General features: G+C 43.8%; 2 protein-coding genes, 1 other RNA gene and 1 pseudogene. 3 read left to right on the top strand and 1 reads right to left on the bottom strand.

What is annotated here, in order from left to right:
• The 3 genes from A3739_RS14220 to A3739_RS14210 form a co-directional block, all read left to right on the top strand.
• On the top strand, positions 1 to 225 hold a 225-nt coding region (locus A3739_RS14220), incomplete at its 5' end, for a cell division protein ZapA (RefSeq protein ID WP_068501849.1).
• Positions 226 to 297: 72 nt separating this feature from the next.
• Positions 298 to 476, top strand: a non-coding RNA gene (gene ssrS, locus A3739_RS14215) — 6S RNA.
• A gap of 21 nt (positions 477 to 497) precedes the next feature.
• Entirely contained in the window at positions 498 to 1,115 is a 618-nt protein-coding gene (locus A3739_RS14210) for a 5-formyltetrahydrofolate cyclo-ligase (RefSeq protein WP_068501846.1), read from the top strand.
• Here A3739_RS14210 and A3739_RS14205 read toward each other — a convergent pair.
• Positions 1,094 to 1,433: pseudogene (locus tag A3739_RS14205) on the bottom strand (threonine ammonia-lyase, biosynthetic); the annotation flags it as partial. The gene A3739_RS14210 and the pseudogene A3739_RS14205 sit on opposite strands and share 22 nt — an antisense overlap.

Raw genomic sequence — 1,433 nt, 5'->3', positions numbered from 1 at the left:
AAACAAAAAGAACTTCGTGAAGCTTCAGTGCAGCTCGACAGCAAAATGCGTGAAATACGTAATTCTGGAAAGATTTTTGGCAGTGAACGTATTGCTGTAATGGCTGCTTTGAATCTTACCTACGAGTTAATGCAAAGCTCTGAGAACACTTTTGGTGATCAAAAGAAATTATCAAAGCTTGAAGCACAAATGGATCGCATGCTCGGTGCGAAAGACGCTCGCTAGTTTCAACTTTAATTTTTTGTTTTTTTTAGGAATGCTGAATGCAAACAGCTAAGTAAATACATATACTTGCGATGTGTTCTGGAATGTTTGCCAGCTAGATAAGTCCTCGAGCCGATACTTAGTACCAGGCAAGTATGTTGTATGATGTGTGCAGGTCCCCATCGACGGGAAAGCCTAATTCATATCATGTGCTAGCCACCTTGAACCTTTTCGGTTCAAGGCCCTATCAGGCAGCGGCATTTCGGGCACACTACTTTAAATGACTCAATATAATGAGCGACACATCCTCTCTACTTTCACCTCATGAACAACGACGAAGAATTCGTCAAGAACGTCGTGCTTTGCCTGAAAGTAGTCGGCGGAGAAAAAGCCTCGCCATCACGAAGAAAATCATTGCTAATCCCAAATTTATTGCAGCCAAACACGTAGGCTTATATCTATCTGACAAAGGTGAAGTCGATACCCAGTTCCTCATTCAAGCGTGTTTTGCATTAAACAAAAAAGTCTATTTACCTGTGTTAGATCGCTTTCGTTCAAACGAAATGGTCTTCATCGAGTATCAAACTGACGACAAATTGATCAGCAATAAATTTAATATGCCCGAACCAGCAATGAGTATTCGTAAGCGCATACCCGCGAGATGTTTATCACTCGTATTGTGCCCCTTAGTGGGGTTCGATAAAGACTGCGCGCGCTTGGGAATGGGGGGCGGATATTACGACCGCCATTTTGAGTTTAAAACAAAAAAGGGCGCATCATGGCGCCCTCCTTATCTGCTCGGTCTAGCGTTTGAGCTACAAAAACTGCCACCCATCGAAACCCAAGCGTGGGATGTGCGCCTTAATAGTGTCACTACCGAGCTACATACCTATTTCGCGCGCAAGAACTGAAGATAGGCAGGATTATCACTCTCATCCCAATACGGAAAACCAATTTCATCTAGCATCGCTAAAAACGTTGGCTTCTCTTCTTCACTGACCTGCACCCCCATAAAGACACGACTATATGCCGCTCCGTGGTTGCGGTAATGAAACATTGAGATATTCCATTTGCTACCAAGCGAGGTCAAAAATTTCATCAAAGCGCCAGGGCGCTCAGGAAACTGAAAACGAAATACTTGCTCATTTTCGGCGTTAGATGGGCCACCGACCATATGTCGCACATGCAGTTTAGCGACTTCATTATCGGTTAAATCCATCACTGGATAA

The organism is Oleiphilus sp. HI0067 (genome assembly GCF_001635735.1).
Note: the sequence above shows the minus strand (reverse complement) of the source record. Positions and strands in the feature narration are given on the sequence as shown.

Coding starts and splice junctions, on each gene's coding strand:
- A3739_RS14210 (WP_068501846.1), top strand. CDS start 498: ATGAGCGACACATCCTCTCTACTTTCACCTCATGAACAACGACGAAGA.